At 31.8% G+C, this 15,861-nt stretch carries 10 protein-coding genes; 4 read left to right on the top strand and 6 right to left on the bottom strand.

Annotated features, from left to right (window positions below; all coding sequences use genetic code 11):
* Nucleotides 1-4: 4 nt before the first annotated feature.
* Together ABRY23_04810 and ABRY23_04805 are read right to left on the bottom strand one after the other, a co-directional pair.
* The gene (locus tag ABRY23_04810; protein MFA3782367.1) at nt 5-154 is read right to left on the bottom strand and encodes a CcmD family protein; all 150 of its coding nucleotides are present in this window, start codon (nt 152-154) and stop codon (nt 5-7) included.
* Nucleotides 155-157: 3 nt separating this feature from the next.
* Nucleotides 158-859: a cytochrome c biogenesis protein gene (locus ABRY23_04805; GenBank protein MFA3782366.1), complete on the bottom strand. Its 702-nt coding sequence runs from the start codon at nt 857-859 to the stop codon at nt 158-160.
* A 346-nt stretch (nt 860-1,205) separates the two neighbouring features.
* Between ABRY23_04805 and ABRY23_04800 the strand changes: the two genes are divergently transcribed.
* Nucleotides 1,206-2,288, top strand: coding sequence for a PP2C family protein-serine/threonine phosphatase (locus ABRY23_04800; protein MFA3782365.1), 1,083 nt, complete (start codon nt 1,206-1,208; stop codon nt 2,286-2,288).
* On the opposite strand, the gene ABRY23_04795 is transcribed toward ABRY23_04800, so the two are convergent.
* Together ABRY23_04795 and ABRY23_04790 are read right to left on the bottom strand one after the other, a co-directional pair.
* Nucleotides 2,289-3,833 (bottom strand): tetratricopeptide repeat protein, encoded by a 1,545-nt coding sequence (locus ABRY23_04795; protein MFA3782364.1) that lies wholly within the window; start codon nt 3,831-3,833, stop codon nt 2,289-2,291. It abuts the gene before it with no gap.
* 47 nt (nt 3,834-3,880) lie between these two features.
* A complete protein-coding gene (locus ABRY23_04790; protein MFA3782363.1) occupies nt 3,881-4,297 on the bottom strand; it encodes an ATP-binding protein in 417 nt (138 codons plus the stop codon).
* Between the two features lie 155 nt (nt 4,298-4,452).
* On the opposite strand from ABRY23_04790, the gene ABRY23_04785 reads away from it, so the two are divergent.
* From ABRY23_04785 to ABRY23_04775, 3 genes are all read left to right on the top strand, one after another.
* A complete protein-coding gene (locus ABRY23_04785; protein ID MFA3782362.1) occupies nt 4,453-5,478 on the top strand; it encodes a glycosyltransferase family 9 protein in 1,026 nt (341 codons plus the stop codon).
* Entirely contained in the window at nt 5,475-6,752 is a 1,278-nt protein-coding gene (locus ABRY23_04780) for a 3-deoxy-D-manno-octulosonic acid transferase (GenBank protein ID MFA3782361.1), read from the top strand. Before ABRY23_04785 ends, ABRY23_04780 begins: the two co-directional genes overlap by 4 nt.
* 68 nt (nt 6,753-6,820) lie before the next feature.
* The gene (locus ABRY23_04775) at nt 6,821-10,219 is read left to right on the top strand and encodes a PAS domain S-box protein (GenBank protein ID MFA3782360.1); all 3,399 of its coding nucleotides are present in this window, start codon (nt 6,821-6,823) and stop codon (nt 10,217-10,219) included.
* Between the two features lie 977 nt (nt 10,220-11,196).
* On the opposite strand, the gene ABRY23_04770 is transcribed toward ABRY23_04775, so the two are convergent.
* Together ABRY23_04770 and ABRY23_04765 are read right to left on the bottom strand one after the other, a co-directional pair.
* Complete coding sequence (locus ABRY23_04770; GenBank protein MFA3782359.1) at nt 11,197-13,317, bottom strand: pullulanase; 2,121 nt, start codon at nt 13,315-13,317, stop codon at nt 11,197-11,199.
* A 36-nt stretch (nt 13,318-13,353) separates the two neighbouring features.
* A complete protein-coding gene (locus ABRY23_04765) occupies nt 13,354-15,789 on the bottom strand; it encodes a glycoside hydrolase family 31 protein (protein ID MFA3782358.1) in 2,436 nt (811 codons plus the stop codon).
* Nucleotides 15,790-15,861 lie beyond the last annotated feature (72 nt).

Raw genomic sequence — 15,861 nt, 5'->3', positions numbered from 1 at the left:
GGTATTATTTCTCCTTTAGTTCTTTTTCAATTTCTTTCAATCGTTTATCAGTATTCAGCATAAAAAGAAAAATACCGAACCATACAACAAGCACAATAAAAAGAACGATATAAATTGCGTTATTTTCTAAAAAAGTTAAAAAACCATTATTCAATTTCTACCTCAAATTATTTTTTAGAAGCTTATCTTTAATAATTATTGTTTTATACCTCACTTTCCACATCCAATAGTATAACATAGTAAAAGCAATCAAAGAAATATAAAACACAATTTGCATGTTAAAATTCATTTTAAAATTAACAACAGGGCCTGCATTATCATCATTGGCCGAACCAGGATGAAGGCCGACCATTATTCTAGGCATAATAAAAATAAAAAACGGAACAGTTAAAAAAGCTATTATGGAGTAAACAGCAGAAAGTCGTGCTCTTTTATCTTCATTTTCAACTGCTGAACGAAGTGCAATTAATGAACCATAAATAAGCAATAGAATAAAAATTGAGGTTTCTCGCGGGTCCCAATTCCAAAAAGTTCCCCAATTAAATTTAGCCCAAATAGAACCTGTAACTGTTGCAAGAATTGTAAACATCATACCTAATTGTAAAGCAGAAACAGACTTTGCATCGTCATCTAAGTTTTTGTACCGCAAGTATTTTATTCCGTATATCATAGTCATTAAGAAAGCAATAACAGAAAGCCAGGCAGTAGGCACGTGGAAAAAAATTATTTTAGCTTTTTGCTCAAGACCTGGAATCGTTGGAAATTCATACCAGTTAATAGGATGGGGTACTATTGGAAAAGAAATCCCGGCAATAATTACGTATGTCATTAAAATAAATAGCAAAATTTTTTGTTTCATATTTCTAAATTAATCATCATTTAGTTTTTATTAAGGTCAAAAATTAGACCAATTATTTACTTATAAATTTCTTTTTAAAAGCGTGATTATATGGTAAATTATTACAGAAAAATATAAAACGCTGCTTAGATAACCAAAAAGAATATCCTTATAAATAATATTTGTATTTTAGCCCCAAAAACAAGAAAATTGTTCTCAAATCTTAGATAATATGTCCTTAACTAGCAAATTAAATAAAGATAAAGTCGAGCACAATTAAATAAGCGATGTACGAAAATCAAACTAATAATTAAATGTTCCGTCATAATATAAGATAAATTTTATCCTTTATAAATCGAGCGTTAAATTGAGCAACCCAATAAAAAAACTTTTTGATTTGTACACTAGTGATTTAAGCTATTATGAAATTGAGAGGTTAATCAAACAAGAAGCAGCCGAAGTTTATGAATTCTTCAAGAAAGATATACCTAAACCTGAAGGTAATGAAAGCAAAGCAAAAAAGTCTATCATTTTCATTAGAAGTTTGTTTAATGCATTTATAATGAAACTTTCACCAGCACGCAGAATTTTTTATTTGATTGCTCTGCTAATTTTTCTTATTGGCTTTTCACAGAATGGTCATCCTTATGTATTATTAGCCTTTATAATTTTAAATGCACTTCTAGCATTTGAACTGGCAGATAAACTTACAGTAAAGAATGAATTGGAAATTGCAAGAAAAATCCAGCTTGAGTTAATTCCTAAACATCCCATAAAAATAAATAAATACGAAATTGCTTCTATATATAAACCAGCTAAAGAAGTAGGCGGCGACTATTTTGATGTGGTTGATTGTTCAGAAAACAGGAGTTTTATTGTATTAGGCGATATCTCTGGTAAAGGAATGGCAGCTGCACTTTATATGGTTAAAGTACAAGCTATATTACATTTACTTTTGAGCAATTTTAAAGGATTAAAAGAATTACTAATTAGTATTAAGAAATATTTTTCGAAAAACTTAAGAAAAGAATACTTCTTAACACTTATAGCAGCATGTATAAATAAAGATGGCTCAATTGATATTGTACGAGCGGGACACCCACTGCCATTATATTATAAGAACAAAGCCAAAAAACTCGAAGAAATTAATGTATTTGGAATTGGAATTGGCCTAAACGATAAAGGTATTTTTGAAAGAACATTGAGTGAAACTACAATTCAACCAGAGAAAGACGATATAGTAATTTTTTATACTGATGGTATAACTGAAACAATGAATTATAGAAAAGAAATATTTGGTGAAAAAAATCTACAAAAAATTATAGTTGATAATTCCCAAAATTCAGCAAATGAGATAAAAAACATCATAATAAATTCAGTCGACTCTTTCAGAAAAGGAACAAATCAAAGTGATGATTTAACTTTAGTTGTACTTAAAGCCGTTGAATAATTAGTTATATATTTTAAAAATCTCATCATTCGGTCTAATCTCATCATACATTCTTTTCAAAGAATTATAAGCAGCCTCACTGCCGCGCTGAGCAGATAAACGGTACAACTTTACAGCGTAAGCCTTGTTTTCCTTAAAACCAATTCCCTTTTCGTAGCAATATGCTAGAGCAGACTGCGCAAGTACTGAGCCTTGATTTGCTGCTTTTTGCAAAGTATATAAATCCTTCATCAAATCTGAGTTTTCCTCATGACGATACTCAGTGTTTGTTTCAGTCCTTTGAAGAATATTTGCAAATGCAATACGAACAGAAGCTTCTATGCTGCCTAAATCTGCAGCCATCTCCCAATAATAAAATGCTTGCTTTTTATCTTGTTTAACTAACTGTCCAGAATAATAGCATAATCCTAATTCTAATAGAGAGGGAATATGATTCATTTTACTAGCTTTAACTAAAAACTCCAAAGCCTGTTGATTAGTCAATTGATAATCCAATCCTAATGCTGTTAGTCCTGCCCAGACGTACATTGCATCAGGGTTATTTTGTTTTACTTGTGATTTGAGCAAATTATAAAATAATTTATTCTGTATCATTTTAATTAAGTACTGAGCAGCTTTATTAGCACCCAGCCTTAGTGAGCGTAAATAATATGCAGCTGCCATCACTAAATCTTTATTGTATATTCTGCCCTTTTCTATTGCACGCGCTTTAAGAAGAAGCGCTTCTGGACTGCCTGATTTTGCAGTGTAATCTATTATCCCAGTTATTGTTGTATCCGACAAATTAATCACATTAAGACTATCGTTGATGCCAAGATATTTAAGTAAATCATTTTTATCCTTTGTAGATAATATTTCAATTGAAGAGTCGTTAACTGTTGCAGAATCTTTTTGAAAATTATAAAAATCCAAATCCCATCCCACATCTATTAGCGGTGCAGTCAAATCGATGTTCTTAGCAACCTTTGTATCATTGCCCATACTGTCGGTGGGAACAAAACCGATTCTTTTCAATTCATTTATTGCTTTCTTTGCTTGTTCATAGCCAGCGTCTGCTGAACTTTTAAAATAATAATAGGCTTTTTTGTAATCTCTATTAACAACAAGATTATCAGTATAAAATATACCCATAGCAAATTGTGCATCTGGCAAGCCGGCATCCGCTGCTTTTTTAAAATGATAAAAAGCATCAAAAGGATTCCAAGGAACACCGATACCATTGTAAAGAAGAATTGCGTAATTATAATTTGCAAAAGGTAAGTTTTGGTCAACTGCTTTTCGAATCCAGTATATTGCCTTGACGGTGTCTGCAGGAAAACCTTTTCCCAGTAAGTACCTTAACCCCAGCTCATGCTGAGCAAATGGATCAGATTTATTAGCTTCTTGCACTAGAATATAACTCGTTAACAAGGTGTAAGAAACGTACTTTGTCCTTACAGGCGAGTAATCCTCTTTTTTGCTGTGCTTAAATGCTTCACTTACTGTTGTATCTTGTGCAAGCAAGTAAGTGGAAACTAAAAAGAATACAAACAAATATTTTTTCAAATCTTCCACAGATATTTTTTATGACAGGCAGTTTTACTTCCACGATATTAATAGAGTTTCTTTTTCAATGTAAAAATATTTTTCCCGTGTAAAGTTTGGTAGTCTATTTCATCCATTAATTGACTAATTATGTACAAACCCATTCCGCTTTCAGGAAGGTTAGGTATATCATTTGGGTCAAACTCCAATTTAGGAATTTCCAAATTTTCTCTTGGCACTCCCTCATCAACAATTTTAATTATAATTTCTTTTGCATCTTTACTTACACTAATTTCAATTGGTTTAGAGTTATCGTTATTGTATGCATGTTTAATTACATTATTAAGTGCTTCTGTTAACGAAATTTCTATTTGGCTACAAATAAAATTCTCTACATCATTAAATTGAAGAAAATTTTTTACCTGTTGATTTACTTCTCCAATTAAATCATAATCACTTACTATTTTAATTTTTTTTATTTCCACAAATAAATATGAGATTACTTAATTAAATATAACAAACTACATTTTAACACTAAAGAAAATATCTTTAGTCTCTTTAAAAATTGCATATGAATATAACAGCATAAAGATAAATTCTTTTACTAGAAAGACTTCACTAATTGGATGAGGTTTTAAGAATGAGTAAATTTGTTAAAAAATTTTTCAATGATTTGGATAACGATAAACTAAATAAAATCTTAATAATAAGACTAAGCTCGTTGGGTGACGTTTTATTAACCACCCCAATCATTAGAGCACTTAAAAAAAAGTACAATGAAGCAGAAATTGACTATATAGTAAAACAAAACTATTCAGATGCACTACGATATAATCCTTACTTAAAAAATGTAATTTACTATTCTGAAACTAAACAGTTCAGGAACCAGCTGCGAGAAAGCAAATATGATTTAGTTATAGACTTACAAAACAATTTTCGTAGCCGCAGAATAGTTTCATCATTAAATTCAGCATCGATTCGTTTTAAAAAGCCGACATTAAAGAAGTTTTTATTGGTCAATTTTAAAATCAACTTATATAATAATGTTAAACAGATTCCAATACTATATGCTGAATCGATAAGGAACTTAGAATTGGACGATAAAGGTTTAGATTTATTTTTGCCAGGGGGCATAAAATCTGAAATTCCAGATGGCAAGCAATTTATAGGCTTTTGTCCAGGTGCAAAACATTTTACCAAAAGATGGCCCGAAGAATATTTTATTGAACTTGGCAATAACATTACGGAGGCAGGATATTCAATTATAATTTTTGGTGGAAAAGACGACAAAGAAATTTGCAATAACATTCATCAATCGGTTCATAATTCAATTTGTATTTGCGGCGAGGACAACATTTTTGAAATAGCTATAAACATGAGAAAATGTAAATTAATAATATGCAATGATTCGGGTCTAATGCATACAGCGACAGCAATGAATATACCCGTAATTGCAATATTCGGCTCGTCAGCAAAAGAATTTGGTTTTACACCATACAGTTCTCCTAATGTTCACAATTTAGTTTTAGAAAATAATTCTCTATTTTGCAGGCCATGCAGTCACTATGGAAAGAATCATTGCCCCAAAAAACATTTTAAGTGTATGAAAGATATTTCACCTTTTTTTGTTAAAGAACAAATATTAAGCTTAATTAAAACAATATGAACACTTTTTGGTATTTCCTTTACAACATTTTAATTGTGCCGCTTCTGAAACTTTATTTTATATTAGCAAGTCCATTTAACGAAAAAATAAGAGCTGGCATAAGGGATAGAAAAAAGCTTTTTGAAAACCTTATTATTGACCTCACCGGTCTTGATAGAAGAAAAAAAATGGTTTGGTTCCACTCTGCCTCTATGGGCGAATTTGAACAGGCTAAACCAATCATAGAAAAAATAAAAAAAGACAAAAATGTAAATATCCTTATCACCTTTTTCTCACCTTCTGGTTATAGGAATTCCCTTAATTACCCTTATGCAGATGTAATTTCTTACATCCCTTTAGATACAACATTTCTTTCTGGCAGATTCTTAAACTTTACTCGTCCCGATATTGCAGTATTTATGCGTTATGATTTTTGGCCTAATATGCTGTGGCAGCTGGATTATAGAAAGATACCATATTTTATTGTAGATGCTACAATGAGAAAAAGCTCTAAAAGAATGTTACCTCTTTCCAAAAATTTTCATCGATCTTTATTAAAAAATGTTGCCGCAGTTTTAACGGTTTCTGATGAAGACAAGAAAAATTTTGAGGAACTTGGAATAAAAAATGAAAAAATAAAATCGGTAGGCGATACCCGATTCGACAGAGTATATCAGAAAAGCTTACAAGCCAAAGAAAAAAAACTGTTTAAAGACGGTTTCTTTAATGAAAAAAAGGTGTTTGTCATTGGTAGTTCATGGGAAAACGATGAGGAAGTAATTATCCCTGTAGTTATAAAACTAATTAAATATGACCCTAACCTCATTATTATCATTGTTCCACATGAGCCAACAATCCCCCGCATAGAAAAAATAGAAAATCTCTTTTTAAATAACTCACCCACAATTAGATTTTCTTATTTAAACAACTATAACAACGAACGTGTCATTATAATTGACTCAATAGGAATTTTGCTAACGTTGTACTGCTACGCTGATGTAGCTTATGTTGGAGGGAGCTTTAAACAAGGCATTCATAACGTATTAGAACCCGCAGTTTACGGCATTCCCGTAGTATTCGGTCCCAAAATAGATAACAGCAGAGAGGCAGGTCAACTAGTTGAAAAAGGAGGCGGATTTATAGTTAACAATAAAAGGCAAGCATATCGTGTACTGCGTAAGTTGTTTAGTGATGATGGATTTAGACAAAAAGCTGGAAAAATCTGCAGCGACTTTGTTAAGCAGAATATTGGTGCTACAGAAAAAATTATTAACGAAATTAATTCATATATTTAATAAGTTCTAAGCAGGTTAATTTCCTCATTTTTATATTTTGTGTAAAAATATATTTACATTAATTATTCATGGCACAATGGATTAACAAATCACCGGAAAAAGGTAAAAACGAATTATCTTTTCGAGATATTTTAGAATTTGCTCCTATTGGTATTTTAGTATTTCAAAAGGATTGGCGGATAATTTATGTAAATAAAAATTTCTTCCATTTTAAAGGAACTATTGATAGCAATCCGGAAACCCTAATTGGGAAAAGTGTATTAGAAGTACCAATAATTAAAGATACTGATGTAAGCATCCAAATTCAGAGCCTACAATTTGGAGAAGGCTTTGAAATTACTACTTCATCTTATAAAAGATTAAAAGGTGAAGTTATTTCTCTTATCTTAAAAGGAATGCCAATTAATGTAAACTCGGAGTTTGCTGGTGGTATTTTAATTATTGAAGACGTTAAAACCTCATCAGATTCAGAAATTCAAGAATTATTAATACAGGAAAACTTGGGTAATATCGCTTCAAACTTGGCTGACCTTTTTATAATAACTGATACAACTGGAGAAATAAAATACAAACCTGAGAATACACCTTTAGAATTAGAGCTTTTCTTAGAGCCACCACAAGATAAAATGCAATCTCTGTCACCAAAAATTACAAACAGACAGATTTTAGAATTAATTAATGAATCTAATGAAAAATCAGCATCAATAGAAAAGGAAATTTCTGTAACAAAAGGATTCAAAGAAAAAATTTTCAAGGTGATTAGCGTTCCTTATAATTTCCTTACCGGAAAAACAAACTTATTTTCGCTCTTAATTAATGATATAACAGATGAGCGAAAAAGAGATATTGAAACTGAGCTGGAATTAAAAGAATTAAGGAGATATCAACAAATAATTTCTACTTTAATAAACGCCGTTATAGGTCTCGACGACAACGGCAACATAGTTTTTTGGAACGAAGCCGCATATAAATTATTTGGACTAACAAAAAGTGAAGTCTACGGAAAATTTATAGGAAAAATATTTAGTACAATTACTAAACCATATTTTGAAATACTAAAGCAGGAGTTAAATAATAATCCACTTTGGGAGGGTCAGTTCAAGATTGGCGAAAACGAAAGCACCGCAAGGTATTTACTTGTAAGAATGGCATATATAAATCAAAACAAAGAAAAACTGATTATGATTTTATGTACAGATATTACTGAGCGTGCACAAATTGAAAAAGAGCTAAGACAATCTGAAGAAAAATTTAGAAACATAGTTACAAACTCTCACGAGTTTATTTGCACTTTAGAATTGGATGGGAAAATAAATTATGTAAATCCATATTTCAAGGCGGTCTTTCAATACACCGAAGAGGAAATCTACAAATTGAATTTCACAGATTTAATTGATTCTCAATATTTATTAAGCAACAACTTTAAAATTTCCGAACTGGAAAACACAACTAACAAGTCTTTCGAACTGCCCCTTATTACTAAAGATGGGCAAAAAATAACTGTGCTTGCAAGCTTTGCAGTTGTTTACGACTTAAATGGAATACCGCTTTATTACAATGCCCTTCTTACCGACATTACATTACAAAAGGATGCTGAAAAAGATTTACTTCTTACACGTTCCATCTTTGAAGCATCAAGAGATGGAATAGCATTAATAGCTAATAAAAAATTTATTCTTGCCAATGATTCTTTTGTAGAAATGTTTGGTTATTCAACAACCAGCGAGGTTTTGAACAAGGACCCGTTAGATTTTGTTGCTGACGAAGATATTGTAAAAGTAGCAAATGAAATAAAAAAAGCTGAGGATGGGAGAGAAATTTCACCTGAATTTGAGTTCTTAGGCAAAAAAAGAAATAATGACACTTTTGACGTTAAAGTATCAGTCTCTCTTTATAATGTCGGCTCAGAAGCTTTTATTGTTTGGGTCGTAAGAAATATTACAGAAGAAAAAAAGTCGAGAGTTGCATTAGAAATATCTGAAGAAAGGTACAGAAGTATTACAGAGAACATCAATGAAAGCTTCTGGACAGCAGAAAAAATTGATGGCAAAATGAAAGTAGTTCTTTACACTTCTGCTATTCAGAAAATCACAGGTTATTCTTCTGAATCGTTTATTAAGAATCCAGATTTATGGCATCAAATTATTCATCCTGATGATGTAGAAGAAGTAATAAGAAAGATGAAAAAGTTCTATAACGACTCAGCAAGAAAATTCGAAAGTTTTGAATACCGCATTTTGGATACACTTGGCAATATAGTTTGGATTGAAAACAAAATTAACGTAATAAGAGATAAGGATGGGAAACCAAAAAAAATATTTGGTGTTGTGACAGATATAACCATGAGCAAAAGAGCAGAAGAAAATCTTAAAAAGTCTGCACGCGAACTCAAAGAACTTAACGAAACAAAAGACAGATTCATTTCAATTATATCACACGATTTGAGAACACCTTTTAGTTCCATTTTAGGCTATACTGATATCTTACTTACAGAAAGCGATTTAGATGAGGCAAGAAAAAGAAAATATATTGAGTTTATTCAGCAATCGTCTAAAAGCATGCTTGCTTTGGTAAATTCGTTATTGGATTGGACAAGACTGCAAACTGGTAGAATAAAATTTGAACCGGAAAGAATTAATGCTACTGCTATTGTTAATAATGTTTTTGAGATTTTATCAGGCGCAGCTCTACAGAAAAATATAGAGCTCAAATCAGAACTAAATAAAGACTTATATGTTCATGCAGATATTAATCTGTTGTTGCAGGTATTCAATAATTTGATTTCGAATGCAATTAAATTTTCGAATAGAGATAGTACAATTACAGTTGGCGGCGAACTTATAGCTTCTGAAAGGAAAGTAAAATTTTACGTGAAGGATGAAGGTGTAGGCATTAAAAAGGAAGATTTACCGAAGTTATTTAAGATTGATACAAAATTTACCACACCAGGAACTGCTGGAGAAAAAGGCAGCGGACTTGGGCTTTCGCTGGTGCATGATATAGTCTTAAAACATGGTGGTGAAATTTGGGTGGAAAGTGAACTTAATAAAGGTTCAACGTTCTTTTTCACAATACCAATTTCTTCTACCAATATTTTGCTTGTTGATGATGCTAAGACAGACCGATTACTTTACTCAAAACTATTTAAAAGTTTATTCCCAGAATTTTCTATTATAGAAGCTTCGAACGGAAAAGAAGCTCTTGAAATGATAAAACAAACTTCACCAGCCCTTGTTATTACTGATCACAAAATGCCGATAATGACCGGCTTTGATTTGGTTAAACAAATTGCAATATCAGATTTAAAGGTAAAACCACCTATTATTATCTTAAGCAGCGACATAAATTCAGAAGTTGAAGCAGACTATAAAGAATTAGGCGTCGATTATGTTTTTAAGAAGCCAGTAAATCTAACTCAATTCAAATTGGCAGTTGAATCCTCATTAAAGAAAGTAATTTTTAGTTAGTCCCAAATTTCCCATTTAGCCAAAGGCTAGGGGCTGTCTAAAAAAGTAATTTTTCAATTTTAAAATCCGTGAAAATCCGTTAAAATCTGTGTTGTCGGTGTTCTATTTTTTAAAAAATCTTACTTTTTAGACAGCCCCAGGAAAATTTGCCCTCCACGGAATGGTAGATTTTCAACGCTCATACATGCCGTAACACAATAGCTTAAGGCAGATAATAGTAAGTCGGTTCGCTGAACCGACTGGATTAATAATGCCTTCGGCAAAAAAATCGTTTCTTTTTGGGGTTGCAAATAACCCATATTATTATACATACTGTAGGGTCGAGGTCTCCTCGACTACAGCGTTCAAGAAAAAATTTTCTAATGAATAATTTAGGCTAAATAAGAATTCACCGCTTAAAAGAAAAATTAAGGATAAGGTAATAAGGTTAAACTTCATTTTTGTTAAGTGATGTTACTAAGGTTACATAAAAATAAAATGAGAATTCACCACCCACGAAGAAAAGAGGGCAAGAGGACCTTGCCCCTACAGAAATGAAAACTAATGCTTGGGCTAGAGCACGCAGCCCTACCGTGATTAACAATTACATCAAACCTAAAGTCAGAGTTACTAAGGTTTAGAAGAAAAAAATAAGGTCAAACCCGTTTGACGAGTCAAAGAAACCTTATTCTTGAGTTTAACACCTTATGGACTTTTTGTGTTGAAAATAATTTAAGCCAGTATTTAGGTGAGTTAGTAATAATTCAACAAGAGTATTAGTTTAAACATTAAAAGCAAGCTTATAAAAATCACAAAAATTGTTTCAAGAGAATTAAGAAAACATCAAATCCCAGCAGATAATATTTTCTGATATGTGCTTCAAAACGGAAAATTCTGTATAGCTGATTTTTATTGCCATCAAGAAAGATGAAGTAAGTCGGTTCGCTGAACTGACTGGATTAATAAGACCTTCAGTAAAAAATTCATTTCTTTTTAGTTTAATTTTTTTTTAGTACCATACCAGATATTGGCTCAAGAACAATCTTATCTTTTTGAATAGTAATTGGCTCTATACCAGCTTTTTGTTCGTTAACTAATAATTGCCAAGAGCCTTTAGGTAAATTGAATATTATCTTTTTTTTCTGATCTGGATTGAAAGCCACAAAAAATGTATCGTTTTCAAAAGAAACGGTATAAGCTAAAGCAAAATTACTAACTTCATTTTCAATAAAATTAATCTCTTTATAATCCGCACGCCTAAATGCAGAATAGGTGTTTCTTAGTTTAATAAGTCCTTTATAATACTCTAATAATTCCTTATTAATTTCTGCGTGTCGATAGTTTATATAATTTGTAGAATTGTCTTTATTATACGAATTGTTATCTATTCTCCCTTTGTTAGAATCTGGGACTGAAATATCATAAGGTATAACTTTACTTCTTGCAAATTCCTGTCCTTCAGAAATCATTACAATTCCTTGCGAAGTAAGCAAAAACAGTGCAGCTAACTTATTGAGCTTCAATTGAAGAGGAGTAAGTTCAACATTTTTATCAACATTTTTAATAATTTTATTTGCTTTTAATTCACCCGTTGCTATTCTAATAAAATCGCCTAAAGTATATCCATCGTGTGATTCGAGGTAGTTTACAGAATGTTCTTTTTTTTGAAATAATCCCAGATAATCTCTTACTAAAGTACCGTTTACATAACTTTTAATACGGTTCAAATTATTATTGCCATACCATTTTCCAAATATCCAACCGAGACCGTCAAAAGGATTTTCTCCTTTAATTCCATTGCGTATCTGGTCATTCCATGAACCCCAGCCTCTAATTGAAAAACCTTGCGGGTCATAACCGCCGCCCCAAGGCTCACAAACAAAAACAGCATATGGATTTATTTTTTTTGCTTCTTTGATAATATCTTCTATTGTTTCCCAATCAATTAATTTTCCTAAGTCAAAACGAAAACCGTCAATGTGATATTCCTTCATCCAGTATAAAACGCTTTCAATAATAAGACGCCGTACCATTGGTCGTTCAGTTTTAATATCGTTGCCACAGTAACTTTCAGCAATAAAATTTCCTTTGTCATCAAGTCTAAAATAATATTCTTTATCAATTTGTTTAAGATTACCAATTTCATATTCGGATAAATGGTTATAAACAACATCCATTATTACACCAATTCCCTCTTTGTGAAAGGCTTTAATCATATCTTTAAATTCTTTCACTTGCTTTCCATCTTTCCCCATCCAGGCATTCCATTTCAACTCTGCCCAATCTTCAGCATAATAAGAAGCCGGGGCAAAAAATGCTGCAGTCATATAACCCCAATGATTCCTTTCATAAGGATTCCAAGTGTTAAACATACCTTTGAACTTTTTCTTATACGGTATTTCTATATATCCAAAATCTTGAGAGGGCAATAATTCAACTGTATTAATACCAAGAGATTTTATATAATTAATTCCGCCTATATTTCCTTTTTCAATTAACCCTTTATAAGTGCCCGGATGTTTTGCACCAGAAGAAGGGTCAGCGGTCATATCGCGAATGTGCATCTCATAGATTATTAGGTCACGCCAATCCCGCTGAACCCAATTGTCACCTTCCCAATCGTAGCTATCTTCATAAACAATAGATTTGCGAGGATTCATATATGTTGTATAAGTAGCAACAGCCTTCGAGTATGGGTCGATGCAAAGTTCTTTTGAATTATCATCAAGATTTTCTCCTTCGTGATAAACTTTATATCCGTAGTAAATTCCTTTGAGATTGCCATCAAATGTTTTTTCCCACACGCCATTTGTATCCTTTATCATTGAGTATTCTTTAGCTGTTGCATCCTCAGGTTGTTTAAAAATACAAAGTTTGACGGCTACAGCATTTGGGGCAAACAGTCTAAAATAAGTTTTGCCGTCACTAAAAAAAGAACCAAGTTTTTTATCCGAATAAATTTTATCGAGTAGTTTTTGTTTCTGTATAAATTTATTGGTCTCTGCAGCAGCCAATGAATTATTCTGCTCGTTAATACGCAATTTTTCACCTTTCAATGAGTTAACTAAAAAAATAAGAATGGGTAATAAAAGTAATTTTTTTATGTATATTTTTTTCATGAACAATCTTTAATGGTTTATCAAAGAAATATCATTTTAGAATTCAATTTGTATTTCTAATTTTTTGCTATAATTAGTCTTTATGTTAAGGATTGATTTTTCCTTATCGAAATTGAATTGATTGTTTGTTTTGTAGTCATTTTTTTTATTATCACTTATCCTTTCATTATTTACATAAACAGCCTTTGGAGCAGAGACTGCTAATATTTTGAATAGGTAATTTTTTAATCCGGTATTATAACCGTCATGTTCAGTTGTAATGTGAATTTTTAACTTGTTATTGGATAGTTCTTCGCTAAATTTTGTAATTGAATATTTGCCGCTGGTATAATCGTAACTTATACCATCATCTTGGTATAACTGATACTCGCTTTTGGGTGAAGGAAAAAGTAATACTTGAAGCTCATCTATTTTTTTCTCACCCACAAAATTCTGAACATCTTGCATAGGCACAAAACCACCCTGTCGTATAAAAATTGGTATTTGTTCTATAGGTGCGTTTACGATTATCCAATTTGAGCCATCATAAGTCTTATTTTCATTAAAGCTGTACCATTTTCCTCCTGGCAGATATAATTTTTTAAAATTGTCAGTAGACGATAATACAGGTGCAATTAGCAAATTATCTCCAAGCATAAATTGCAATTGAGAATCGTAAGAATAGCAGTTTTCGTCGTTTTGGTAATTTAAGAACATTGGTTTCATTATAGGTAGACCAGTTACAGAAGCGTTATAAAACTCATTATATAAATATGGCAGTAATTGGTAACGAAATCTTATAATATCTCTTACAAGTGAGCGTGTATTGGGGTCAAATGCAAAAGGTTCTTTAGCTCTCGAATTAAATTCTGAATGAGCACGGAAAAAAGGTGTAAATGAACCAAGCTGCATCCATCTTACATAAAGTCTTGCAGTGGGCTCACCTATAAAGCCACCAACGTCAGTCCCGATAAAAGGCACACCGCTTAAACCCAGATTTTGTGGCATAATGCAAGCCAACTTAAGATGTTCTTCATTCGACTCACTATCTCCCGTCCAAACTGCAGAGTACCTTTGAATGCCAGAAAAGCCCGCTCTTGTAAGAATGAAATGACGTTTATTTGGAGAATATTTTCTAACTCCTTCCCTAGTAGCCTTAGCCATTTGGAGTGCATAAACATTATGAATTTTTTTATGGTCAGCACCAAAACCATTATCGCTAAATTGAACAATGTCAGGAAATGCTTGTCCCCACACAGCAGGTTCATTCATATCATTCCAAAATCCTTCGATACCATCTTTAAGAAGTATGGATAGTTTATCTCCCCACCAGTTTATAGTTTTGTCATAAGTAAAATCGGGAAAGTATGACCAAGATGGCCAAACTTGACCCTCATAAAATTTACCATTTGGGTATTTTACGAAAAGATCGTTTTCTACTCCTTCTTTAGCAGCAAAATATTCTGTATCAGCCTTTACACCAGGATCAATTATCGTTATTAGTTTAAATCCTTTCGCTTTTAGGTCGTTTATCATTTTAGTCGGATTAGGAAATTTCTCTTTATCCCATGTGAAAACACGGTAGCCGTCCATGTAATCAATATCGAGATAAATAGCATCACAAGGGATTTCATAATCTCTAAATGATTGTGCAATTCTTCTTACTGTAGTTTCAGGATAATAACTCCATCTACTTTGTTGGTAACCCAAAGACCATAAAGGAGGCAGTTCAATTTTTCCTGTGAGCATGGTATAGGAAGTAATAACCCTTTTAATTTGCGGTCCATAAATAAAATAATAATCCATTTCACCTTTATCTGCACCAAACCAATAAAATTCTTTATTGCTTGCACCCATGTTGAAATATGATTTATAAGTATTATCAAAAAAAATTCCGTATGCCCTGTAGTTTCTAATTCCAATGAAAAAAGGAATTGAAACATATAATGGGTCTCTTTTGCTGTTATAAGCCGGAAAATCGGAATTCCACATTGTGTATTGATTTCCGTTCTTAAGTAATTGATCGGACTTCTCACCCAATCCATAAAACTTTTCGCCATCGAATAATTTTTTAAAACATCTTACCTCATCATTATCGAAACTTACACCGTAGTACTCATCATCTTTATTTAGTAAATTCATTTTATTATCAAAAATAGAAATTCTGCAAGGATCTTTTTTTATCTGTACAATTAATTCGGTGGTCTTTATAACAAACTTATCGGATTCTTCATTAAACAGAAAATTAACTTTTTCAGGCTGTTGAAAAATTACTGCGTAAGATGGTGCGTTTGAGAACTCACCTTGATTTGTGTACCTAAATCTTAAGATGTTTTGGTCTACTACATAAATAATTAAATTCGCATTGGTAAGTGTGAATTCAACTTTATTTGGGAAGACGTTGTAATTTTTAATTTTCCCGACAAAAGTAAATCCAGCATATAAAGTTGAGAAGCACAAAAACATTGGAATTATAATTGAATATTTTACCATTACAGCCACCTATGATTAATTTCTCACAACAACAAAATATGAATTGTGTTTTTTATTTGAAAATTTTCATAC

The sequence above is a fragment of the Melioribacteraceae bacterium 4301-Me genome (assembly GCA_041538185.1).
Lineage (GTDB): Bacteria > Bacteroidota > Ignavibacteria > Ignavibacteriales > Melioribacteraceae > Pyranulibacter > Pyranulibacter aquaticus.
Note: the sequence above shows the minus strand (reverse complement) of the source record. Positions and strands in the feature narration are given on the sequence as shown.